A 22593-nucleotide genomic window follows, 5' to 3' on the forward strand; every position below is an offset into this window, starting at 1 on the left:
TAAAAGATAACCATGAATACACTGATTTTGACTCAGAGAAAAGCCCGAAATATTGCACTCTTATTGGTTCTGGTAGCCCTGTTTTTAATGGGCTTCCTTACATCCTGCAAAGATGATGACGGGCCATTAACGCCAAGTGCCAGAGAATTAGCCTTCGAAAAACTATCTGGCGACTGGGACTTGGGCAATGGAGCAGGCCGAATAGAAGTAGATGGCACAGATGTTAGTGCCAACTACCCAGGCTTTACTTTATCCTTTACCGATGGCGGCTACACCACCACAAATGGAGCCGACTTGTTCAATGCAAGCGGTAGCTGGCAATGGACGGAGGAGGATGCTAAAATGCTATCGTTGGACGATGGTAAGGAAGTAACGATTACCCTACTAAACGAGAATCGTTTTACCTTCACCTTTAGCCATGCAGGAGGCAGCAGTGCCAATGGCATCAATACCTCTAATGGCATAGAAGGCAATTACACCATAAGCGTAGTAAAGTAATTATTTGTACTTAACAGCTTACAAACCCGGACATGAAAGTGTCGGGGTTTTTTATTGAAATGGAATTACTGCTTTGACAAATTTTTAGCTCGATGAATTGACAGTGCTGCCGTATAAGCCGTCAGTCCGTTGAATCAGTTTGTCAAAGTTTTATTACTGCTGAAGTCGCTTTGGTGAGGACACCTAAGCTGGCGCAGGTGGATACCCATCATCGTTTGTAATTAGGATGTACGAAAGGTCGATTTGCAATCGGTATATAGGCGGTTAATCCCGATAACTTTGACAAACTTTTAGATAGTGAAACTGATGCCATTATGGATGGTTAATAAGCCTCTTGATCCAGTTTGTCAAAGTTTACTTACTGTTTTCTGATTAACTAATGCACTGATAACCGACCAAGGTGCAAGGCCGATAGGGATTCTTTCGGTCATTCATTCGCCTTGTCGGCTCATGAGTTTCCTCAGAAAGACGGTGTATGTGGAGCTTTGTGCTAGCTCACTATGAACCATAAACAGGTTTACCTATAACTAGACCGTTTGGCAGGCCTCTCCGCTACGGTCGAGGAGAAAAGGAGAATGTCTAGGTTGAGCATAACCTGAAGCCCTATGAGGGCGAAATGTTATAATGCAAATATGTACAGAGGGCACCAAGCTTCGTAGAAGCGACATGTTTCAGAGTCTATCTAAGTTTTGTGACTAAAGGCACAATGACACTACTTGTACTTTTTATTTACTTACTACTAGTTCCTAACGGGACATGGCTATAGTAAACGTTTGGTCAATAATTAAGATTGCCCTATGGTAAAGACGGGAAGCTTCCTAAAACATCAAGAGGCTGTCTCAAAAGCCAACTACTTTCGTCATTCCCAGCCTGCCTGCCGCAGGCAGGCTTGACTGGGAATCTCCTCCAGGTTTTAGCCTGGTTTAATGAGGTTGCCGATTGGTGTTGGGGAATGACGTTTAGCTTTTGAGACAGCCTCTTGGAATGCTATTTAAAATGAAATGCTAAGCTTTTTGAGCTGCTTTTATCACTTCTAAAAATTCATCACTTAGAAGACTATAGTTAAATACCGCCAAGCCTTCCGAGCCACCAGCTTTTGCCATTTCTATTGATTGCCTTACCTCTTCCGCATTTTTGTCGTGCAGGTATTGCGCAGTATAGAGCGGCTTGCTGCCTTTTAGTGCATCAACTCCCTCGCGCGTTGCCGTTCTCACAAACTCTACCGGCTCATCGTACATTTTGTAATAGATCATCGGGAATACAAAATCAAGGTCCCAATCGTCCCAAGCTTGTCTCACGAATTTTCGGGCTAGGCTAGGAGATGCAAACACTGAAGCCGAAAGCTTCTTCTTACGTTCATGAACACCTGCAGCTATTTTGTTCACCACTTCGGTAATAGAATCGTAGCGGAACTGTTTCCAGTCCTCATCTTGGCTTGGGTCTTCTTTATCCAATGGATCGTAGCCACTTTTAGCCTTGAACTTATCGCGGCAAGTATCGCAATAGCAGAAGTCATATTCCGGCATTTCATGGTCTTGCACCAAATCGTACTTCGACCATAGGCCAGGAGGGAGAATTACATCGCAAAAGCGCACATAATCAAGCTGAACACCGTCAAGGCCTTCAAGGTCGCATATGTCCATCATTTTGTTGAAGATGTATTCTTGTACCTCTGGTTTATTTGGGCATAGCCATTGGTAGTAGTCTACATAAGGTCGCACATCCAAACTTGAGTTTCCTTCGCGGCTTACTGCATACCACTCTGGGTGTGCCTGAGCTTCTTTGTCACCTGGCTGGTTCATCGTCCACACCCAAGCATGTATTTCTAGCCCTAGAGCCTTTGCTTCAGGAATAGCTGTAGGCAAGGTATTGTGGCCACCGCCAACCAGTACGCCATGAAAGCCGGCTTCTTTTAGTTTAGTGAATTCTTGTTTCCAGTCTTCTGAAGTTTTGTCGTCTCCACCAGTCCATACCCAAAGCTTAAAATCTTCGTTTGGAGTAGCTTCGCAGCCAGTGAAAAAAGTTGGGAATGCCAAAGCGGCTCCTGTTCCCAGTCCTAGTTGTTTTAAAAAAGTACGCTTATTCATTTGTTCTTATTTCTTTCCATAGCCTACCGGTTTCGTCAATGTGCCAGTAAATACCTGCATCAAACGGATGCTGCATTATGACATGATAACGGTACTGATCGGCTTGAATTAACCATTCAATTTTTCTGCCCACCTGAAAGCTTTCCTGACTCAGTAGCGAGTCCTTTTCAGCCGAGTAGGTTCCGTGTGCTCTTTTATTCTGAATTTGTTTTCTGTGAATATCATAAAGCACTTGGCGAACCTCTTCAGAGCCAAAATCTGCATAAAAGTCGTCTTTGCTATCTGGATTTTCCTTAAAAATCACCTCGCCCCAAAACTCAGGTTCGTGCATAGCTATAGCGCGCTGTGGCGACCATACCCAATTGTTTTCTGGCAGGTTTTTACCTGTGTCTTTGTTCTTTTTCTTTACATATTCGCCATCAATCACTTCGGTTTCCCATTGTACGCGCGAAAAGTTTACGCGCCAAATATCGTTGTTCTTTGGTGGTGACGAAACCCTTGTGGTTTCTTTGAAAGAAGCCCAAGGAATGGCCACTTCTACCGACCAACCTTTGTCTTTGTCAGAAGGGTCGTTAAGTGTACCATCTATTTGTACGGCCGATTGTAAACCAGGAATATCAAACTGGTCAATGGCATGGCCGCCATCTCTATAAGGGCGGGTGAGCAACAAATCCCAAACCGTATTGAAAGCATTCATTTCAAACTCGGTATAGTAGTGTGTGTCACCATCCGGGTCTATGAAAATCTCAAAATCATTGTCGTAAAAAATCACGGCATCTCTTTCCGTAAGCTTCGCCCAAACATGTGGTTCTTCCATTTCCGCATAAAAATAGAAGTACGTATCATCCCAAGTCATTTTCACTTGTGTGTCGAAGTAGGGCTTAGGCTTTTTGTCTCCCTCAATGTCTACAAACTTGGCTGTCCAAGAAGCATTCTTCCAGCTTTCTTCATTGGCGCTGCCATCAACAGTAATGTTGTCGGTGGCTTTTTTGCTAATGTATGCACGGCCTTCAATTAAGTTATTCTGCCCTTGGCAACTCGTTATGAGCAATAGAAAAAATAGAGTAGGGAAAAGTTTACGCATAAAAAAACCTCTTCGGTTATGAAGAGGTCGAATATCTTAAATAAGTATGATTTATTAAAAGAGGTTTACACCAAAGTAGGTCTTTAGTACAGTTACCACGAAAATAAAGGCCAAAATGGTTGGTGCTAAATAGCCAATGGCAAAGTTCAAGTATTTCTGAACAAAAGAACCTTTATAGTTAGGTGCTCCGTTGGCAAGCTCTTCGTCAAGGTTGTGCTTCTTCCAAACATGAGCCGCAAAGAACACAATTAAACAACCACCAAGCGGCAGGAATGAATCGTTGGCAACATTGGCAATAAAGCTCAAGAAGTCGGTAGCACCTTCAGCACCTGGGTAAGTAATAAAATTGGTGAAGAAATCTGAGTAGCCATTACCTAGTAGGGAAGGAATACCGATAAGGTAAATTAAACCAGCTACAATCCATACAGCACGCTTTCTTACTACTTTGTGCTCGTCTACAACATAGGCAACAGGTACCTCAAGTAAAGATACCGTAGAGGTAAGGGCAGCAAAGCAAAGCAAAACAAAGAATACGGTACCTGCAATAGCACCTAGCGTTCCGCCAATAGTTCCGAAAATTTGAGGTAGGGTGACAAATATTAGTGCTGGCCCGCTGCCTACACCGTCCATTGAACCACCACTCATAAAACCAATTAGTGGAAAGATCATCATACCGGCAATTACGGCAATACCAACATCGGCAAGGGTAATAAATGCTGCTGCAGAAACTATGTTTTCTTTTTTGTTTACATAAGAACCGTAGGTGATTAAAGCACCCATACCCAATGAAAGCGAGAAGAAAGCTTGTCCTAAAGCGCTTGTTACAACTTCTGCATTAATCTCAGAAAAATCTGGTACCAAGTAAAACTTGAGTCCGTCCATTGCATTTGGTAGGGTAAGTGAATAAACCACCAAAGCCAATATCATAATGATTAGGGTAGGCATAAGGAATTTAGCTGCCTTTTCAATTCCACCCGAAACACCTTTGGAAACTACATATGCAGTGGTGCCCATAAATAGTAAGCCGTATGCGCCTACTTTAAAAACGTCTTTAACAAATTCTCCGAATTGGTCGGCAATGCCGAAGTTTCCGGCTGCCATCTCGAAGATGTATCCGAAGGCCCAACCGGCAATTACATTGTAGAATGAAAGAATAAGGAAACCACTGAAGATTCCCATTTTTCCTACAAAGTTCCACTTTTTAAAGCCTAATGCATTGAAGGCGCCAACAGGGTTTTTCTCTGTTTTTCTACCTATAGCAATTTCAGTAACCATTACAGGATAACATAGTATGAAACAGAAAATGAGGTACATAACTACAAAGGCAGCGCCACCGCCTTGTCCTACCTCATAGGGGAATCCCCAAATGTTACCCAAACCAACAGCCGAACCTGCAGCTGCCGCAATAAATCCTAGTCTACTAGAGAATCCTCCTCTTGATGCCATATTTAGAAAATTAAAATTCGAATATATGGGATTATTCGCTTTGGGCGGTAGGAAAAACTGAAAAAGTCCGAGCGATTCTATAAATGGTAAGGCGGCCGATTTTGCCCTCCACTCGAAAGGTTAATAGACAGGCCATATGGCTTGAATTAAGAGAATAAAGGAAAATGCCTTATAATTGAATTTTTAGAATTGCCTTATGGAACCATACTTTACCAACGATGCCATAGTATTGGGAATGCTCATGCTTTTGATTGCATGGGTGTTTAAAACTTCAAGCTCTGATAACCCAAAATGGAAGAAGTTTTACACTTATGTGCCTAGCATTCTGCTATGTTACTTTTTGCCAGGTTTGTTGAACTGGCCGCTAGGTTTGGTTTCTGGTGAGCAGTCGCAGCTCTATTTTATGGCTTCGCGCTACCTTTTACCAGCTTCTTTAATTCTACTTTGTTTAAGCATTGATTTAAAGGGAATTATTAACCTTGGTCCAAAGGCATTGATTATGTTCTTTGCTGCAACTGTGGGTATTGTACTTGGTGGCCCAATTGCGATTTTGCTGATTTCTACCATTGCACCAAGTGTGTTAGATATTGGCAACGGCCAAGAGGTATGGCGTGGTATGTCTACCGTAGCTGGTAGCTGGATTGGTGGTGGTGCCAATCAAGCATCTATGAAAGAGATTTTTGAAGTTGGTGACGACCTGTTTGCCACCATGATTGTGGTAGACGTGATCTGTGCTAATATATGGACAGGCTTTTTACTGTATGGGGCGAGTATTTCTAAGAAAGTAGATGGCTGGCTAAAGTCAGACACCTCATCAATCGATGACTTAAAGAGGAGAGTAGAAAACTACTCGGCTAGCATTGCTAGAAACCCGACTACAACAGACCTTATGGTGATTCTGGCCATCGGCTTTGGTGGTACAGCTTTGGCACATTGGGGTTCAGACCTAATAGCACCTTGGATGGAAACAAAAGCAGACTGGCTAGATAGAAATAACTTAAGCTCTTTGACCAGTGGCTTCTTCTGGATTGTAGTAGTAGCCACCACTGTTGGGGTTGGGCTTTCATTTACAAAATACAGAAGCTATGAAGGGGCAGGAGCATCTAAGATGGGTAGCGTTTTCATTTTTGTGTTGGTAGCCACCATTGGTATGAACATGAACATTGGTGAAATATTCGATAACCTTGGACTATTCTCAATCGGCATTACCTGGATGCTAGTGCATGTAATCATTATGATTGTAGTAGCCAAAATCATCAAGGCACCATTCTTCTTTGTAGCTGTAGGGAGTCAGGCAAACGTAGGAGGTGCGGCTTCAGCGCCTGTAGTGGCTTCGGCATTTAGCCCGGCCTTGGCACCAGTGGGAGTTTTGCTTGCAGTGTTGGGGTATGCGCTCGGTACTTATGGCGCATTAATGTGTGCGCAGCTTATGGAAAGCGTATCTCCTTAACTAGAAGAATTCAGTTAGAATGCTCATCCGCAATCTTTTGAATTAAATATTACATCTAAAAATGGCAATATTTATTAAGTTGTTGTCTGTTTAGTAGGTAGTTATAAAAATTGCATTTTACACTTTTAAATTATATGTGAACGGTGATTTGAATACTGTGAAAGTATTTTATTAGGTTTGCGACAAGGTTTTAGTCTTATATCATTTACAACTAATTAAAACCTTATGAAAAAAACCTTTTTACTACTCGCACTTTCGCTTTTTTCTATTGGCTTAAGTGCACAAACAAAAGACTCCCCGTGGTGGCTAGCTGTAGACGGTGTAAGCAACAAATTCGACTTTAGTTATTACGATGGTCTTTTCGACTTCTCTGAGAATACTTTAGGTATTCGTGTGGCTGCTGAGCGTTACTTGAACAGTAGCTTTGATTTGGATCTGGGCGTTTCTTACGGAGCTTTAAAGCATGAAGATGTTTTCGATGGTGCCGTAGCAGATCTTACTACTCGTATTTATTACAAGTTTAATAATGGTTACTTCCTAAAGGAAGAATCTAGGTTTGCTCCTTACTTGTTTGCAGGTATTGGATTAACATCATATTCTAAAGTGGAGCCTTTCTACGAAGAGTATAATGACGGTGTTTATGCCACTACGCCTTTTGGGCTAGGTTTTAGATTTTTGGTAAGCGAAAATTTCGAAATCAATACTAAGGCAGCCTTCAATAAAAGTATTTCCTATGCGCCTAACTATATGCAGTATGGTATAGGTGTGTCTTTTGCCTTATCGAGAAATAAGGACAAAGATGGCGATGGCGTACCAAACAAAGAGGACAACTGTCCTGATGAAGCAGGTCCAGCCGAAAACAACGGTTGCCCTTGGCCTGATACCGATGGTGATGGTGTGATCGATAAAGATGATGCGTGCCCAACCGTTAAAGGTAATTCGGCTAGCGGTTGTCCAGATGCCGATGGTGATGGCGTACCAGACGACAAGGACGAATGCCCTCAATTAGCAGGTTCGCTTAATGGCTGCCCAGATGCTGATGGAGATGGTGTGAAAGACAGCGAAGATGAATGTCCTAACACTGCAGGGAGTTTAAATGGTTGCCCTGATAGAGATGGTGATGGCGTAAAAGACAGTGAAGACAAGTGTCCTTCAGTAGCTGGAGGCGCCAATGGCTGCCCAGATTCTGATGGAGATGGTGTGCTAGATAATGAGGACAACTGTCCAAATACTGCAGGTTCGCTCAATGGCTGTCCTTCGCCTGCCGAAAAGGCTGATGAAGTACTAAAGTTGGCTTCAGGTCAGATTAAGTTTGCTTTGAGTAGTGATGAACTTAACGCTACGGCTAAAGCCGCACTGGATAAAGTAGCAGCGTTATTGAAGCAAACCTCGCTTAAACTAAGAATTGATGGATATGCTGATAGTACTGGTCCAGAAGAATTCAATACTTGGATTTCAAAGCAGAGAGCAAGAGCCGTTAAAGATTATCTGCAGTCTAAAGGAGTTGATGCCAATAGATTAGAAGTTAGCCCAATGGGTGAAAGCAATCCACTAGCAGATAACAGTACCTCTAATGGTCGGGCGCTTAACAGAAGAGTAGAGTTTAAAGTACTCAACTAATAAGTGTTTATGAGAAATAAAAAAGGTGGCTAAGCCACCTTTTTTATTTATTCTCGAATCATTCCGAAGCTTACACTAAGCATTGGCATGTATAATATTTTTCGGCTGCTAATACTGGTTTGAAGATCTCCGCCAATACTAAACCATTTGGTGGGCATGTAGTGGATGCTAAAGCTGCCCGAGAAACTAATACTTGTAAAGTCTTCCGACTCATATTTGAATGAATCATACCATGAATCACCATTTGGATCGAAGTGTTTGCTAATAACATCAGTTCGATCGTTACCTTGAATTATGCCAACACCACCCTGATAGGTGAACCTAATTTTGCCAGTATCTTTAAACCTACCTATCATTAGGGCAACTTGTTTGTATTTTTCGGCAGGGTCTCTATTTATTGCAATTTCAGATAGACCTAAATAGTCTACACTATAAACCGTTCTTTCAGTATTTGCACTCATTTGAATACCTGCGGTAAGTCCTAAACCTTGGTTGATGTCATCAAACGGTCCGGTCTTCATTGTTAATGAAATACCTTTAATGGATTGTGCATAAGATACTTGAGAAAATACTGTTATGAGAACTAAGGTAATTAGGCTTCCATATCTATTAAAACGCTTGAGGAAAGTGTTTTTCATTTTAAGTGTGTTTTTCGGTTGAATTATAAATGTATAATTAAAACAATCCGTTGAAATATGCAAAATGAGTGTGGATTGATTTGGGTGAGGAACCGGTATTCCTAATAAGATTTTTTATTCAAGCTTCTGTGCCTATCTTCTGGCCACTTTTTAAAAATGAAAGATCAACAAGTACCAAAGGTTACTTTTTTACATGCCATTTTACCCGTAGGGTTTCTATCGTTACTTATCGCGTACGGGCTAATTATTAGGCCGCAGTTTTTAAATCAAGACCCGTTTCCATTGGAGATGGTCTTTTTATTTGCCTCGGTTTTTGTCATAAGCCAGTTGCTCATTATGGGCTTTAAATGGAATGATATACTCGCAGCCATTGTAAAAAAGCAGTCGCGAGGTTTGCCGGCCATTCTAATTCTCTTTGCTATCGGTATTATTATAGGTTCGTGGATAGTCTGCGGAACTATACCAATGTTGATCTACTACGGCATTAAAATGATCAACCCAGATTATCTGTACGTGCTGTCATTTCTTATTCCCATTATTTTCTCTACACTAACCGGTACTTCTTGGGGCTCCATAGGAACTATTGGAGTGGTCCTGATTGGTATTGCACAAGCTGTTAATGCCGATTTGGCCATAACTGCGGGTGCTATTGTGGGTGGTGCTTATTTCGGGGATAAAATTTCGCCATTGAGCGATACAACCAATTTGGCGGCAATGGCGGCCGAAACGGATTTGTACGATCACATCCGGTCAATGATGAATACTACCTTACCGGCAGCCTTGATTGCAATAGTTATCTACTTTTTAATGGGGCTGATAAAGCCAGCGGGTGATGGATCAATTGATAATGAACATATTCAAACCACTTTGAGCGCGATAGATGAAATGTTCAACTTCAATATTTTCTTATTTATTCCACCTTTAATTGTGCTTTATGGCTCAATTAAGAAGAAGGGAACACTCCCGACTTTGCTGGCAAGCTCAATGGTTGCGGCCGTTTTGGCCTTAATATTTCAACCTTATAGTTTAGACAATGTGGTGAATACCCTGAACAAAGGATTTGATACTTCAATGGCTACTTGGATGACCGATGTACCTGAAAACGTGGTAACCCTTTTCACTAGAGGCGGACTTTACGAGCTAAGTTTTGCCATTATGTTGGCCTTTGTGATTTTTACTTTTGTAGGCGCTATTGATATGATTGATGCCATGCCGCGCATCGTAAACCGTGTATTTGCATTTGCTAAAACCCGATCGTCTGTAATTCTTTCGTCTTTGGTGGCTACGGCATTTACCAATGTAACCACCTCAAATCAAACGGCAACCAGCTTTATTATTGGCGATGCTTTTGGCCGAAAATACGATCAATTCAAGATTCCTAGAAAGGTATTGTCCAGATCCATAGAGGATTACGGAACCATGATAGAAAACATAGTGCCTTGGACAACCACTGGGGTGTTTATGGCAGCCACTTTGGGTGTAGCTGTTGCCGATTATTGGCATTGGCAATTGATGACTTTGGCTAATTTTGTAATTGCACCTTTGCTGGCAATTACTGGAAAAGGCTGTTTTTATAACGAGGCAAGTAAGAAAGAAACCGATGGAGAAGAAAGATAGATTTTCGTTTGAGACGCACTTGGCACACGATGCCGAACGCAACCCTAATGGTGCGGTTGTGCCACCAATTTATCAGAACTCCCTATTTACTTTTGAAGGCTGGGACGATATAGATGAGGCTTTCGATAATCGCTTGGACAGGTTCATTTATTCGCGTGGAAAAAACCCAACGGTGAAAGCGGTAGAAGAGAAGCTAGCCACACTTGCCGGAGGGGAGAAGTCGCAACTTTTTCCATCAGGTATGGGCGCAATTTCCGCAGCTGTAATGCACTGCGTAAATGCTGGCGACCATGTAATAACGATCAAGAACCTTTATGGTCCGGCAAGCAACTTTTTAGCTTCTTATTTAAAGCCAAAGTTTGGGGTTGAGGTGACCTTTGTAGAGGGGAAGGAAGTCTCTGATTTTGAAAATGCTATTCAAGAGAATACAAGCTTGATCTATTTAGAAAGTCCTTCTTCTGCGGTTTTCTCTTTGCAAGACATTGAAGCAGTAGCTAAACTGGCCAAGTCGAAAGGTATTAAAACCATTATTGACAATACCTGGACGAGTCCGATTTACCAAAAGCCATTGGCAATGGGAATTGACTTGGAAATTCACTCGTGTTCCAAATACATTGGTGGTCACAGCGATGTGGTAGCCGGTGTTGTCATTGGTAGTGCCAAAGATATCGATGCCATTACTTTGAAAGAATACGAATGGATAGGAGCCAAAATGGCGCCTTTTGAGGCTTGGTTGTTATTGAGGAGCTTGCGGACGCTACCTGTAAGAATGAAGCAGCATGTGGAGAATGCAAAGGCAGTTGCCGAGTTTTTAGAGAACCACCCAAAGGTGCAATTGCTACGTTGGCCGGGGGCGAAGTCTTTCGACCAGAAAGCACTAGCTGCTAAGCAAATGACAGGCTTAACCGGACTGATGGGCTTTCAGCTTAGAACAGAAAGCCTGGATAATATTAAAGCCTTTGTAAACGGGTTACAGCTCTTTCAACTAGGGGTAAGTTGGGGCGGACATGAAAGCCTGATTTACGCACCAGCTATTAGTTATTTAAAGGAGTTAAGCCCGGAGCAATTCAAAGGCTTGGGTATATCGCTGGGCGATATGCGTATTTCTGTTGGGCTGGAAAATAAGGAAGACCTTATTGCCGATTTAGATCAGGCTTTAAGTTTGATTTAGTTTTGGCGATTCTCCAACTCCGCTTTGATTTTCTTGCGCATGGCGCCAAAGGTCAAAAGTGGGTAGGCAATACCGGCCACTAAAAAGATACCTGCCATTTGGTAGCCCTCTTTGAGTTCATTAATAGCCGAGTAGATACCAACTATTGCGGCAAAAGCCACAGCCATTACCATCATACCGATTTGTACCTTTTTGTATCGGTTCGCTTTTTTGTTCAACTCGTCAGAGGAGTAATTCGCGTATTCACTTTCACTTGCCATGGCCTTAAAATGTTTTGTGCACCAAATTGTTTAAATAACTAAAATCGTCACCCTGAATTTACTTCAGGGGCTTTCTGATACTCAAATTAATAAGTCTCTAACAGTTGAAAGAGTTCATCCAGTTTAGGCGTAAGAATAATTTCCGTTCTTCTATTCAAAGCTTTGTTTTCTGGAGTGTCATTAGTTGCTACAGGCACATACTCACCACGGCCTGATGCGGTAATGGTGGCGGGATCGAGCCCGTTTTTCACCAATATGCGCACAATAGATGTAGCACGCATTACACTTAGGTCCCAGTTGTCGTTCATGTATTGCGAAGCGCGAGAAATCGGTACATTATCCGTGTGGCCCTCAACCATTACATTAATGTCTGGGTTGTCCTTGAGTACATTGGCCAATTGCGTAAGTGCGCTAACACCTTTTTCGTCAACCGAACTGCTACCAGATTTGAAAAGTAGTTTTTCAGCAAGCGAAACGTATACTTTCCCATTCTTCACTTCAACGGTAAGCTCATCATTACCCTGAAAGTTAAGTAAGGCACTGGTTACTTTATTCTTTAGGCTTTCAACCGCTCGTTCTTTATCAGCAATTAGTTTTTCGAGCTCAATTACCCGCGCCTCTCTTGTGGCTAAATCACGCGCCAGTTCTTCATTCTTTCTACGTTCAATATCTAAATCGTCTTCAATAGCCAACAAACGCTGCTGTTGTTTGGCAAGGTCAGAATTTAATTGGCTACTGTTAGAAAGTAAGTTCTCGTAAAGCTCTTTTATGCGGTCGTATTCAGCTTGTGTCTTTTTTAGTTCGGCACTTACAAGGTCGAAATCGCTTTGCAGGGCGTTGTTTTTCCCTTTTAGGTCGTCTACCTGTACTTCCAATCGGTTGATTTTTTCCTTAGCCACGTCAAGGTCTTCTTCCAATTGAACTTTGTCGTTTTCCAAGCCAGTCTTTTGCGTCATTAGCGCATCAAATTCCTTTTTTGCTACACAAGAAGAGAGCAAAGTAATGGCTAATGAAAAAATAAGTAGAGAGGAAGTGTTCGGTCTTTTCATAACACAAATATGACCATTAAGCGCGAATTGACGAAAGAAGATTGTTGAGTTTAAGCGGATAAAATACGCTGCATGCATAATATTTTCCTAAATTGATAAACTCATTGTATAACACAATTTAACTCACTTATGCGAACAGATGGAATGTTAAAAGAAGGTAGTCTTAAAGGTCAAACCATAATAGTAACCGGAGGGGGCACTGGTTTGGGGAGGTCTATGGGAAAGTACTTTCTTGAATTAGGTGCTAACCTTGTGATTACCAGTAGAAAGTTGGAGGTACTTGAAAAGGCTGCCAAAGAACTGGAAGAAGAGACTGGCGGAAAAGTATTGCCCCTGCAATGCGATGTGCGAGATTATGAGCAAGTGGAAGCAGTAATTAAGCAGACAGAAGAGCACTTTGGGAATATCACTAACCTGTTGAATAATGCGGCAGGTAACTTTGTAAGCCCAACGGAGCGCTTGTCGGCTCGCGCTTTCGAAACCATTATAGATATTGTTTTAAAAGGAACGACCAATTTTACTTTGGCCCTAGGTAAGCATTGGATTGCTAAAAAGCAGGCAGGCACAGTACTGAATATTGTAACTACCTATGCGTGGACGGGTTCGGGTTATGTGGTGCCATCAGCATGTGCTAAAGCTGGGGTTTTAGCCATGACCCGCTCATTGGCCGTGGAGTGGGCTAAGTATAAGATCCGCCTGAATGCGATTGCTCCTGGGCCATTCCCAACGGAAGGTGCATGGAGTAGGTTATTGCCCGGGGACTTGGTTAAGAAGTTCGACCCAGCTAAGCTAGTGCCAGTAGGTAGAGTAGGAGAGCACCAAGAATTAGCGAATCTTGCAGCCTACCTTATGAGCGATTTCTCGAGCTATGTGAATGGCGAAGTTGTAACCATAGATGGTGGAGAATGGCTGATGGGAGCAGGAGAGTTTAGTCACTTGGAAAAAATACCACAAGAAATGTGGGATATGCTAGAAGCTTCTCGCGGAAAAAAGCAATGAGCCCCAAAGTAATTTGGGGCTATTGGAAGGCCAAGCGGCAGCTGAAGAAGATAGATATTTGACTAACCCACGGTTTAAACCGTGGAGTATAAAACTTCACACAAACTTCAAATTCGCAAGTCATTGAGCTAACATTCGTGCTTTAGCTTGCGCTTTGTGAAGCGCACCACACTTTATACTTTGTTCTTTTTGAGTTCGTTTGTCTGTTTTGGGCAAATAAAGAGCAACAATGTGCTCATTCCAACCTCGAGCAATTCTGCCAATACACTTTCGGTGCAGCTTCGTTCTTTTAATGATCTTGGCACTTTCTACGCTTCAACAGATCCCGATTCAGCCTTTTATTACGCAAAGCTGGCTTTAACCGAGGCCGAAGAGTCGGGGAATCAATACGATTATGCAGTGGCCAAGCGTACCATTGGGCAGGTGTTTTATTTACAGGGCGCTTACGACAATGCCATAGATTACCTATCCGAATCCCTAGCCGTATTTCGCGTACTGGAACATGACAGTGAGATAGCCAAAACCATGTTGCTTTTAGGCGCTGCTTATCAGTTTCACGATTTGTGGAAGGAAGCCCTGATAGAATTTCATGCAGCCAAAACCATGTTTAGCGCACTTAAAGATCAGGTAGGTTTAGCCGAAACTTATGGCGTAATAGGACATTACTATGAAAAGACCGCTCATTATGATAGCGCCTTTTTCTACCAACAAAAAGCACTTGAGCTGTATAAGTCACTAGACGATAGCCGTGGCTTGGCCGTGATTTACGATAACATAGGCAGTATTTATGAAGATTTGGAAGCGTTTGAGCAGGCTTACGAGTACTTTATGCTTTCGGCTAAATACGATTCCATTAGCCAAAATTTGCCTGCCTTGGTAAATACGCTCAACAACCTTGGTGACACCTACCGCAAGCGCGGAATAGTAAAGGAAGCCGTGGAATATACCTATCGGGCCTTGGAACTGGCCGATTCGCTTAACCTGAATTACGAAATTTTGAGCGCTTACCATGATTTGGCCAAGGTGTATAGGGCCAATGGGCGAGAGGATTTGGCGCTACTGTATTACGACAGTGCCTACGAATTCTCTCAAGATCTTTTCAATTCGCAGATTGCTGGACAAATAGCCAATTTTCAAACGCTATACGAAACACAAGAGAAGGAACAGGAAATTGTACAGCTTGAAACTGATAAGAAAATCGGTCGGCAAACGCGTAACTCTTTGCTTTTTGGTACGGTAAGTTTTGTGTTTGCGGCCAGTATTATCATTTATCAAGAACGCACAAAACGCATACGCGAGAAGCATTTTTTTGAAGCCGAAAAATCACTTGATGAGGAGAAGATAAAGAATGCTGAGCTGAACCGAAAAGCACTGGCTACTGAGCTAGAAAACAAACAGCTTAAAGAAGAGCAGTTCCATATGGAGTTGGAAGCCCGAAGCCAAGACCTTACAGCCAAGACACTTCATATTATTCAAAAGAATAGAATTCTGCGTGAGCTAAAGCAGCAGGTGGAAGATCTGGAAAAGGAGAAGAGTAAGAAGAAGGGAATTGGCAAGATCATCAACCTGATTGACGAGAATTTTAAATTCGACAATGATTGGGAAGAATTCGAGTCGAGGTTCGATCAGGTGCATGCAGAATTTTTAGACAGGCTGAAGTGTGAATTCACAACTTTGACCACGTCCGAACTCCGCTTGGCATCGCTTATTAAAATGCAGCTTTCGTCTAAAGACATTTCCACAATATTAGGCATCTCTCCAGAGAGTCTTAGAATCTCCCGATATCGACTTAAGAAAAAACTCAATTTGGAAAAAGGACAAAAACTCAAGGCCTATTTAGAGTCTTTTTAGTGGTTTTGTTTCTTTTTTAGGGTGATGTAAGGTGTTGCTTTTCATGTGTTTACAATTTGTTGCTGCTGTTTTGTTAACGTTTTTTAGGCTTTCTTTTCACTTTGATAATACATGAGAAATAATCGAATCTCATCCGGTTTTCACCTTTGGGTTAGTAATCTGATTTAACTAACCACTATGAGAAAAACACTACTACTAGCAATTGTACTCTTACTAAATGTACAGTTTGCATGGGCCCAAACGGGAAACGTTACGGGTAGAATTATTGACGAACTGGGGCTGGCTTTGCCGGGCGCTAGTGTAATGATTAACGAACTGAATAAAGGTGTACCAACCGACAAAAACGGATACTACACAATTGTAGATGTACCGGCTGGTGAGTACACTTTAACGGTAAGCTTTATTGGCTACAAAAAGATTGAAGAGCAAATTACCGTTGCTGATGGCACTTTGGTAAAAGACTTCTCTTTGGAACCTGGTTTTACACCTGGTGGAGACGTGATTGTAATTGGTGACCGTTTGAAAGGTCAGGCAAAGGCATTGAACCAGCAAAGAACAAATGCTAACATTACCAATGTGGTGGCTGCCGACCAAATTGGTCGTTTTCCTGATGCTAACGTAGGGGATGCACTAAAGCGTATTCCTGGTATTACTATTCAGAACGACCAAGGTGAAGCCCGTAACATTATTGTACGTGGTATGGCTCCGCAGTTGAACTCTGTTACGCTAAACGGTGAGCGTATTCCTTCGGCCGAAGGCGATAACCGAAACATTCAGTTGGACCTTATTCCGGCCGACCTTATTCAGACCATTCAGGTAAATAAGGCCGTGTTGCCAAATATGGATGCCGATGCAATTGGTGGCTCTGTAAACTTGGTAACGCGCTCTGCACCATCAACTCAGCGTATTTCTGGTACTTTGGCTTCTGGTTACAACTTCCTTTCTAACAAGCCAATCTGGACGGGTACTGTGGTTGCTTCAGACCGTTTTTTGAACGATAAACTTGGTGTAGTGGCTTCTGTAAGCTACAACAACCACGACTTTGGGTCGGACAACGTAGAAGCCGTTTGGTTTGAAGGCGATAATGGTGAAGCACTTTTGGAAGAATTCGAAATTCGTGAATACAAAGTGCAGCGTATAAGAAGAAGCTTCAACCTGGCTTTGGACTATGAATTCAATGAAAACCATAAGATTTTCCTTTCGGGTGTTTACAACTGGAGAGACGACAGAGAAAACCGTTTCGCAATGGGTATTTCTGACCTGAACGAAGCCTTTGAAGACGGAAACGCCATTTCAGTTGGAGACCGCCAATGGAACCTGCCGGGTAGGGTTGAATATGAAACTAAAGGTGGAATTAGCTCTGGTAGAAACGACAACAGACGTTTGGAAGACCAACGCAATAGAAACATTAGCTTGAACGGTGAGCACCAGTTCGATCTGCTTAAAATGACATGGTCGGCTACTTATGCCAAGGCTTCTGAAAAGAGACCAAACGAGCGTTACATTAGCTACAGAGAGAGCGATATGGATGTTTACTTGGATTTAAGAAATCCTGAATTTCCATTTGCTAGCCTAAGAAATCCTGCCGATAACCTGAACATTGGCTTGAATGAAATTACTGAAGAGTTTCAGGATACTTACGATAGAGACATTAACAGTAGAGTTGATTTCCAACTACCTGTTTCGAAAAATACCATTCTGAAGTTTGGTGGACGTTTAAGAACAAAGAAGAAGTTTAGAGAAAATAGCTTCTTTGAGTATGCTCCGGTAGACGAAGATGCTTTCGGTCCAACTTTGGGTGATGTTCCGCACACCGATTATTCTGATGGAGATTTCTTGGCAGGTAGCCAGTACCAAGCGGGTATCTTTGTTACACCAGAATTCCTAGGTGGACTTGATTTTACTGATCGCTCTATGTTCGATGAGGACGATGTGTTGGACGAGTACCTACCAGGTAACTATACTGCAAACGAGAACATTTATGCAGGTTATGCCATGGCCGACATTCAGTTGAATGAGAAGCTTTCCGGTATTGTAGGGGTGCGCTACGAGGCTACAGATGTAGAGTACACTGGTAACTTATTGGATATAGATAACGGTACTTTTACGCAAGAAACTGATACTAAAAACTATGGCAACTTTATGCCGGGTGTTCACCTGAACTACAACTTTAGCGATTACTCAATTTTGAGATTCGCGTGGACAAACACAATTGCGCGTCCTAACTACTTCGATCTTGTGCCTTACGCTGAGTTTAGCCCAGACGATGAGGAGCTTGTAAGAGGTAACCCGAACTTGGAGCCAACCACTTCGATGAACTTCGATGTTATGTATGAGAACTACTTCCAAAACATTGGTTTGGTGTCTGGTGGTGTGTTCTACAAAGACATCGACAGCTTTATTTACGAGCGCGTAATCGAAGATTATACTGACCCTGATTTCGGTAATAACCTGGAGTACACTACTTTCGAAAATGGTGGTACTGCAGAGGTTTATGGTTTGGAGCTTTCTTTCCAACGCCAAATCTGGAAAGGCCTTGGCTTATACCTAAACTATACCTACACGCAGTCTAGCACTACGGGTATTCAGGATAGAGAAGATGATGAGATTGAGTTGCCTGGAACTGCCAACAACATGTTCAATGCATCGCTTTCTTGGGAAACAGACAAATTGGTGTTGAGAGCATCTTTGAACTACGCTAGCGACTACATTGATGAGTTGGGTGGCGATGCTTTCGAAGATCGTTTTTACGACAAACAAACATTCATCGATTTGAACGGTTCTTACGCATTCACTCCTAACTGGAGATTCTTCTTCGAGGTGAATAACCTTACGAACCAACCATTGAGATACTACCAAGGCGTGAGCTCTAGAACCATGCAAATGGAGTACTACAATGTGCGTTTCAACGCTGGTTTGAAATTCGACTTGTTCAAAAACTAATTGAAGACTTTTAAACGAAGGCAGTTTCGGCTGCCTTCATTTTTCTAATATGAAGCATTTAAGATTAAACATTGGCTTGGCGGCTATCATACTTTTTGCAGCTGCATGCCAAACCAACACTACAAATAATACTGAAACCACAACGGAAACAGTAAAGGCGGTAAAGCCTGTAATTGTTACCGAACCAGTGGTGTACGATACGGACGATCCTGCGATTTGGGTAAACCCTGAGGACGCATCGAAAAGCCTGATTGTGGGTACCGATAAGAATGAAGACGGTGCTTTGTTCGTGTTCGATTTGGAAGGAAAAATCGTGCAAGACAAAGTGGTCCGAGGCCTTAAGCGCCCGAACAATGTAGACATTGCCTATGGTTTGAACATTGGCGGCAAAAGTGTAGACATTGCTTTGACAGGCGAACGCATGACACACAATATGCGCTTGTTCAGCTTGCCAGATATGCAGCCGCTTGATGGTGGAGGAATCCCTGTATTTGAAGGTGAAACGGGGGTAGAGTACCGCGACCTAATGGGCGTAGCGCTTTACAAAAGACCTGCTGATGGGGCTATTTTCGCTATTATGGGTAGAAAAACTGGTCCAACAGACGGAACATACTTGTGGCAATACTTGCTTGAAGACAATGGCCAAGGAGGTGTAAAAGCTACCTTGGTTAGAAAATTCGGGATGTTTAGCGGTAACAAGGAAATTGAAGCCATTGCGGTAGATGATGAATTGGGCTACATCTATTACTCTGACGAAGGAGTAGGGGTGAGAAAGTACTATGCCGACCCTGAGAAAGGCAACGAAGAGCTGGCACTATTTGCTACCGAAGGCTTTACCGATGACCATGAGGGTATCTCGATTTTCGATACGGGAAATGGCAAAGGTTTTATCCTCGTGTCTGACCAGCAAGCCAGCCAGTTTAAGATCTATCCGCGAGAGGGAAGCGCAACTAATCCGCATGATCATACATTGATTGAAAGCGTGCTGGTTTCTACTGTAGAAAGTGATGGTTCTGAAATTAGTAATGTAGCCTTTAACGCTACTTTTAAGAGAGGAATCTTCGTAGCCATGTCTGACGATAAGACCTTTCAGTACTACCGCGTAGAAGATATTTTACCTTTAGATTAGGTCTTTATAGCGTCATACCGGAAAAATAGGCCTTAACTTTTTAAAAGGCCTATTTTATCCGGTATCTAAAAAACTTTACTATAAGGCTAGATTTAAGCCCAGATTGGTGTTGTCACCAATTGCAGGAATAGCATTATTGATTAGTATAAAACCGGTGGCGCAAGCTGCCGGTTTTTTTGTTGAGCCTTACGTTTTAGCTATGTGTAGTATCCTTGGGGATTGTGTATAGGTTTTGTTAGACTGCGTTTTTATTGTCTTCAAAATACTGTTTTAAGGAAAACGAGTATTCGTTTGACTCGATAAAATCATTTATTTCAGCTTCTATTAAGTTTTTAAGAGCTTGAACAGTTTCATTATTGTATTTGTCAATAAGCAGTTGAAGCTCTTCTATCTTTTCTTGTCTTCTATCTCTTAATTCAGGTCTATTTAACTCCAATTTACGCCATGTGATTTCACCTCTTTTACTTGTGTTGATGTGCATCAAAAGAGGTCCGAATGCTCGTAGATGGTCACCTGTTTTGTCTTTGTATGGATTTAGCATCATACAATCTTTATTTAGAAAGTCTCTCTTCTTGTTGTTACACCAATAACAACCGAAAGTCAAATTGCTCCATGTAAAAGTTAGCCTTGGATAAAGAGCTTTAGGAATAATATGTTCAATGTCACCTGGATAAATATGGGTTATTTTACTTTCACAATAAGCACACTTTTCCCTAGTCTCATCTTTAACAGCTTGTTTAACATCAGCTTTGTTGTAGCGTGACTGTTTGGTTTTATTTATAACTCCACTTGCATAAAGTTCATCCATTAAGTCTTTTGTCCAATCGTCTCCATTATTAACCAACGATTGAGGCTTAGCAATTTTGTTCAGCTCAATCATTTTTTTCTAGAAATTAATTCAACAACAGCTTGATTAATGTAATTGCTCAGACCTATCTCAGTCAATTCATGTTTGAAGGTTTGTATATTTTCAGGTGTAATTCCTGCAGATGAATATTTCTCTAGTAAATCATCTATTCTATCATCAACCCATTCAGGAGTGGTTGTCTCTATGCCAAGTGCTTGTCTGAGTATTTCATTTGCTGTTCCTGACTTTTCTACATTTTCCAATAGTTCTGATACTACCTTATTTTCTTCGTTGTAGACTAATGCATAAACATTTGAATCATTTACAGAAGAAATAATGAATGGATTATGAGAAGCTACTATAAACTGAACATTAGGAAATGCTTTTAGAAAATTTGGTAAAAGCGTTTTCTGCATTTCAGGATGCAGATGATTTTCAGGCTCGTCAAATGAAACCACAAATTGTTGGTCTGATTCATCAAACATATAAATCTGCCAAGCAAGATCTATGATTGATGCTATACCTCCTGAAACAGCATCAATACTAAATTCTCCTGAATCTGTTTCTAAAACAACTTCAGGTATTCGAACAGATAGTGATTTAAAACCTAGTTTAGGCGGTAAAACTGTACGCAATATTTCTATAAACCCTTCATAGATTCTAATTGCACCTTCATTGGCATTTACTATTTGATTTCCATATCCAAGAGCTGCTAACGAAATCAATGTTTCCTTTATAAAATAGGTTTCTGTTTTATCTGAGTGACTGCCAAAATATCGTTTAACTTGTGACTTTCTATACTGTTGAAATGCTTGCCGCTTTGTAATTACGGACGTTTTTATGTTAGGTACATTTTGGTATTTATAAATAGGTCGATGTGATGGTATATTAAAACCTTTTAAAGGTTGTTGCTGTTGGATTTGAACTTGGTATGTGGTGTCAATTTTTTTTGGAATTAGCAAGTTTGTTCTACTTCCGTTTGCATAAATTAAATCTCCAATCCTGTCAGGGTTATTCGGATTATTTGAGTCGCTAAAATTTGATTCAAATATACTTTTCCAAAACCCAGTTAAGTATTTTAACCCACCAGTTTTTTTGTCTCTTTTAGCTGTTCCTACGAGGTTGTTTTGCCATCCAAAGTGTTGATTGATTATATTCAGTAAAGTGGTCTTACCTGCACCATTTGCTCCTGTCAAAATGGTCAATCTTGGATGAAAATCAATTTGAACATTATCAAATTGTCGCCAAGATTCTATGTTTATGGATTTTATCATTTCTTTTTTAATGCAGTCTAATATTATGTGTGCGCCACTGCAGTTTCGCATACATTTGAAAATATTGTAAAACCTCCTTACAGATGTGCTATAAGTAAGTTTTATCCTCAGAAAAGCACAGGAGTGTAACTAGAACGTGTGTGTTTTCTAGTATCAAGAAAGAGATTTGCGGGCTTATTTGCAAGGGGAGAATGTTGGAAGGGGTTGAAGTTATGAGGTTATGAAGTGAAGGAGTTAGTGGTTTAAGCCACTTGGAAAAATGAACTTATTGCCCTCTACCCCTCGAGGGATGCTTCCTGGTTTGTGATTAACTAAAAACCCAATCACCAAGTAGACAACCCCTCTGTATCTCCCCTTGCAAAGGGGAGAAGTTGATTTTGTTAAGCGATTCTGTTTCTCCGATTAACTGATACACTGATAACCAATTACGGTGCAAGGCTGTTGGAGATTCTTTCTCCCGAATTCTCGGGATCAGAATGACGTACTATTGTAGCATTTGCGGTGGCCGTTACTATGAACCAAGAATAATGAACTGAAAAACCGATTTCCGTTTTCTGATATACCGATAACTAATTACCCTCTGTCCCTGAAGGGATGCCACTGATTAACTGTTACACTGATAACTAATCT

At 41.6% G+C, this 22593-nt stretch carries 17 protein-coding genes; 9 read left to right on the forward strand and 8 right to left on the reverse strand.

Annotated elements, in window-relative coordinates:
* Positions 1 to 12 precede the first annotated feature (12 nt).
* The gene (locus tag BMW98_RS08990; RefSeq protein ID WP_090258258.1) at positions 13 to 498 is read left to right on the forward strand and encodes a hypothetical protein; all 486 of its coding nucleotides are present in this window, start codon (positions 13 to 15) and stop codon (positions 496 to 498) included.
* A gap of 1004 nt (positions 499 to 1502) precedes the next feature.
* Here the strand turns inward: BMW98_RS08990 and BMW98_RS08995 are convergent.
* The 3 genes from BMW98_RS08995 to BMW98_RS09005 are packed head-to-tail and all read right to left on the reverse strand — an operon-like array spanning position 1503 to position 5115.
* Positions 1503 to 2585, reverse strand: coding sequence for a family 10 glycosylhydrolase (locus BMW98_RS08995; protein WP_090258259.1), 1083 nt, complete (start codon positions 2583 to 2585; stop codon positions 1503 to 1505).
* The gene (locus BMW98_RS09000) at positions 2578 to 3669 is read right to left on the reverse strand and encodes a carbohydrate-binding family 9-like protein (RefSeq protein WP_090258260.1); all 1092 of its coding nucleotides are present in this window, start codon (positions 3667 to 3669) and stop codon (positions 2578 to 2580) included. Before BMW98_RS09000 ends, BMW98_RS08995 begins: the two co-directional genes overlap by 8 nt.
* A gap of 54 nt (positions 3670 to 3723) precedes the next feature.
* Entirely contained in the window at positions 3724 to 5115 is a 1392-nt protein-coding gene (locus BMW98_RS09005) for a sodium-dependent transporter (RefSeq protein ID WP_090258261.1), read from the reverse strand.
* Positions 5116 to 5311: 196 nt separating this feature from the next.
* On the opposite strand from BMW98_RS09005, the gene BMW98_RS09010 reads away from it, so the two are divergent.
* On the forward strand, positions 5312 to 6565 hold the full coding sequence (locus tag BMW98_RS09010; RefSeq protein WP_090258262.1) for a DUF819 family protein: 1254 nt from the start codon (positions 5312 to 5314) through the stop codon (positions 6563 to 6565).
* 225 nt (positions 6566 to 6790) lie between these two features.
* Complete coding sequence (locus BMW98_RS09015; RefSeq protein ID WP_090258263.1) at positions 6791 to 8185, forward strand: OmpA family protein; 1395 nt, start codon at positions 6791 to 6793, stop codon at positions 8183 to 8185.
* Positions 8186 to 8232: 47 nt separating this feature from the next.
* On the opposite strand, the gene BMW98_RS09020 is transcribed toward BMW98_RS09015, so the two are convergent.
* Positions 8233 to 8823, reverse strand: a complete 591-nt coding sequence (locus BMW98_RS09020; protein WP_090258264.1) for a hypothetical protein — start codon at positions 8821 to 8823, stop codon at positions 8233 to 8235.
* 156 nt (positions 8824 to 8979) lie between these two features.
* On the opposite strand from BMW98_RS09020, the gene nhaC reads away from it, so the two are divergent.
* Entirely contained in the window at positions 8980 to 10440 is a 1461-nt protein-coding gene (gene nhaC, locus BMW98_RS09025) for a Na+/H+ antiporter NhaC (RefSeq protein WP_090258265.1), read from the forward strand.
* Positions 10424 to 11611 carry a trans-sulfuration enzyme family protein gene (locus BMW98_RS09030; RefSeq protein ID WP_090258266.1) on the forward strand — a complete coding sequence of 396 codons (1188 nt, stop codon included), beginning with the start codon at positions 10424 to 10426 and terminating at the stop codon, positions 11609 to 11611. Before nhaC ends, BMW98_RS09030 begins: the two co-directional genes overlap by 17 nt.
* Here BMW98_RS09030 and BMW98_RS09035 read toward each other — a convergent pair.
* Both BMW98_RS09035 and BMW98_RS09040 read right to left on the reverse strand, forming a co-directional pair.
* On the reverse strand, positions 11608 to 11871 hold the full coding sequence (locus BMW98_RS09035) for a hypothetical protein (protein WP_090258267.1): 264 nt from the start codon (positions 11869 to 11871) through the stop codon (positions 11608 to 11610). The two genes, BMW98_RS09030 and BMW98_RS09035, sit on opposite strands and share 4 nt — an antisense overlap.
* A gap of 86 nt (positions 11872 to 11957) precedes the next feature.
* The gene (locus BMW98_RS09040) at positions 11958 to 12920 is read right to left on the reverse strand and encodes an OmpA family protein (RefSeq protein WP_090258268.1); all 963 of its coding nucleotides are present in this window, start codon (positions 12918 to 12920) and stop codon (positions 11958 to 11960) included.
* Positions 12921 to 13049: 129 nt separating this feature from the next.
* On the opposite strand from BMW98_RS09040, the gene BMW98_RS09045 reads away from it, so the two are divergent.
* From BMW98_RS09045 to BMW98_RS09060, 4 genes are all read left to right on the forward strand, one after another.
* On the forward strand, positions 13050 to 13919 hold the full coding sequence (locus tag BMW98_RS09045; protein WP_245733548.1) for an SDR family oxidoreductase: 870 nt from the start codon (positions 13050 to 13052) through the stop codon (positions 13917 to 13919).
* 156 nt (positions 13920 to 14075) lie between these two features.
* Positions 14076 to 15770, forward strand: a complete 1695-nt coding sequence (locus tag BMW98_RS09050; protein WP_139177470.1) for a tetratricopeptide repeat protein — start codon at positions 14076 to 14078, stop codon at positions 15768 to 15770.
* A gap of 177 nt (positions 15771 to 15947) precedes the next feature.
* Positions 15948 to 18713: a TonB-dependent receptor gene (locus BMW98_RS09055; protein WP_090258271.1), complete on the forward strand. Its 2766-nt coding sequence runs from the start codon at positions 15948 to 15950 to the stop codon at positions 18711 to 18713.
* A 49-nt stretch (positions 18714 to 18762) separates the two neighbouring features.
* Positions 18763 to 19842 carry a phytase gene (locus tag BMW98_RS09060; protein ID WP_090258272.1) on the forward strand — a complete coding sequence of 360 codons (1080 nt, stop codon included), beginning with the start codon at positions 18763 to 18765 and terminating at the stop codon, positions 19840 to 19842.
* A 235-nt stretch (positions 19843 to 20077) separates the two neighbouring features.
* On the opposite strand, the gene BMW98_RS09065 is transcribed toward BMW98_RS09060, so the two are convergent.
* Together BMW98_RS09065 and BMW98_RS09070 are read right to left on the reverse strand one after the other, a co-directional pair.
* The gene (locus BMW98_RS09065) at positions 20078 to 20722 is read right to left on the reverse strand and encodes an HNH endonuclease (protein WP_090258273.1); all 645 of its coding nucleotides are present in this window, start codon (positions 20720 to 20722) and stop codon (positions 20078 to 20080) included.
* Positions 20719 to 21963, reverse strand: coding sequence for an AAA family ATPase (locus BMW98_RS09070; protein ID WP_162844766.1), 1245 nt, complete (start codon positions 21961 to 21963; stop codon positions 20719 to 20721). The genes BMW98_RS09065 and BMW98_RS09070 overlap by 4 nt, the downstream gene beginning before the upstream one ends.
* Positions 21964 to 22593 lie beyond the last annotated feature (630 nt).

Source organism: Roseivirga pacifica (assembly GCF_900111145.1).
Taxonomy (GTDB): Bacteria; Bacteroidota; Bacteroidia; order Cytophagales; family Cyclobacteriaceae; genus Roseivirga; species Roseivirga pacifica.

What these genes read in the sequence shown, in the direction of transcription:
- BMW98_RS09060 (WP_090258272.1), top strand. Translation starts at nt 18,763, where the DNA reads ATGAAGCATTTAAGATTAAACATTGGCTTGGCGGCTATCATACTTTTT.
- BMW98_RS09005 (WP_090258261.1), bottom strand. Translation starts at nt 5,115, where the DNA reads ATGGCATCAAGAGGAGGATTCTCTAGTAGACTAGGATTTATTGCGGCA.
- BMW98_RS09010 (WP_090258262.1), top strand. Translation starts at nt 5,312, where the DNA reads ATGGAACCATACTTTACCAACGATGCCATAGTATTGGGAATGCTCATG.
- nhaC (WP_090258265.1), top strand. Translation starts at nt 8,980, where the DNA reads ATGAAAGATCAACAAGTACCAAAGGTTACTTTTTTACATGCCATTTTA.
- BMW98_RS09070 (WP_162844766.1), bottom strand. Translation starts at nt 21,963, where the DNA reads ATGATAAAATCCATAAACATAGAATCTTGGCGACAATTTGATAATGTT.
- BMW98_RS09040 (WP_090258268.1), bottom strand. Translation starts at nt 12,920, where the DNA reads ATGAAAAGACCGAACACTTCCTCTCTACTTATTTTTTCATTAGCCATT.
- BMW98_RS08990 (WP_090258258.1), top strand. Translation starts at nt 13, where the DNA reads ATGAATACACTGATTTTGACTCAGAGAAAAGCCCGAAATATTGCACTC.
- BMW98_RS09035 (WP_090258267.1), bottom strand. Translation starts at nt 11,871, where the DNA reads ATGGCAAGTGAAAGTGAATACGCGAATTACTCCTCTGACGAGTTGAAC.
- BMW98_RS09015 (WP_090258263.1), top strand. Translation starts at nt 6,791, where the DNA reads ATGAAAAAAACCTTTTTACTACTCGCACTTTCGCTTTTTTCTATTGGC.
- BMW98_RS09020 (WP_090258264.1), bottom strand. Translation starts at nt 8,823, where the DNA reads ATGAAAAACACTTTCCTCAAGCGTTTTAATAGATATGGAAGCCTAATT.
- BMW98_RS09065 (WP_090258273.1), bottom strand. Translation starts at nt 20,722, where the DNA reads ATGATTGAGCTGAACAAAATTGCTAAGCCTCAATCGTTGGTTAATAAT.
- BMW98_RS08995 (WP_090258259.1), bottom strand. Translation starts at nt 2,585, where the DNA reads ATGAATAAGCGTACTTTTTTAAAACAACTAGGACTGGGAACAGGAGCC.
- BMW98_RS09055 (WP_090258271.1), top strand. Translation starts at nt 15,948, where the DNA reads ATGAGAAAAACACTACTACTAGCAATTGTACTCTTACTAAATGTACAG.
- BMW98_RS09000 (WP_090258260.1), bottom strand. Translation starts at nt 3,669, where the DNA reads ATGCGTAAACTTTTCCCTACTCTATTTTTTCTATTGCTCATAACGAGT.
- BMW98_RS09030 (WP_090258266.1), top strand. Translation starts at nt 10,424, where the DNA reads ATGGAGAAGAAAGATAGATTTTCGTTTGAGACGCACTTGGCACACGAT.
- BMW98_RS09045 (WP_245733548.1), top strand. Translation starts at nt 13,050, where the DNA reads ATGCGAACAGATGGAATGTTAAAAGAAGGTAGTCTTAAAGGTCAAACC.